We start from the raw sequence: 818 nt of genomic DNA on the forward strand, positions 1-818 counted from the left end.
GAGGGTTAGGGTGAGGGGTGAAGGGTTATTCAACCAGCATTTTAACCACCACTTTTCTGACCTTAGCAGGCTCCCCCACCGCGCACAGCGGCTTATGCACTTCACCCGGCCAGAACACCACAAAATCCCCTTCGCTCAGCACCATGGTTTTCTCCTGCTCGCCTTCCGGCAGGAACGCGATGTCTTTGTCCGCCAGCCAGTCGGTGTCGGGCGTACCGTGCGGCAGGGTGCTGAAGGTCATCCCTTCCTGCCCCTTCAGCACAATCTGGATATCCAGGTAGCGCGCGTGGTACTCGGCGCGGCGCTCGGCGAACGGCTGGGTCATGTCTTCTGACACCAGATAAAACAGGCTGTTGCCGTTGATGTCGTGCTTGCCGAGCGGCGTGGCGTCGGTGACGTGGGCTTTAACGTGCTCAATGGCCTGGCGCAGCGCGTCAGGCAGCCAGGACTGCAGATGGTGGATGTTGCCGATAATCATGGGAAACCTCTCGATGTAAAACAACGTTTCATTTTTTTCTTTTATACGAGAGTTAAGCCTGCCATACCAGCCCTTTTTCGAGGAGACTTGCGCGAGCGCATGTTTATCGGGAAAGGTGTTAACCCGCTGTTAATCCTGCCCAGGCAATTATGCAGCGGTTATGCATAACCTCATTTCACGCACACTAAGGTTCTCACATAACCTACTGAAATAAAGAGCTTAATAACAAAACCCGCTACCGTATCACATTTTACGACTTTGATAATTTCCGTTATAAGCCCATAATTATTTATGGATTTTCCTTAAGTCAAAAATAGTTAATTATCATAATTGCATAGCC

General features: G+C 51.0%; 1 protein-coding gene. It reads right to left on the bottom strand.

Annotation, left to right across the window (positions count from 1 at the left end; all coding sequences use genetic code 11):
• Positions 1-25 precede the first annotated feature (25 nt).
• The gene (locus IM273_RS09430; RefSeq protein WP_193051910.1) at positions 26-478 is read right to left on the bottom strand and encodes a YhcH/YjgK/YiaL family protein; all 453 of its coding nucleotides are present in this window, start codon (positions 476-478) and stop codon (positions 26-28) included.
• Positions 479-818: the final 340 nt, after the last annotated feature.

The organism is Enterobacter cloacae complex sp. P13B (assembly GCF_014895915.1).
Classification (GTDB): Bacteria; Pseudomonadota; Gammaproteobacteria; order Enterobacterales; family Enterobacteriaceae; genus Enterobacter; species Enterobacter bugandensis.

Excerpts from the sequence above, each read along its gene's own strand:
- IM273_RS09430 (WP_193051910.1), bottom strand. The coding sequence starts at position 478 with ATGATTATCGGCAACATCCACCATCTGCAGTCCTGGCTGCCTGACGCG.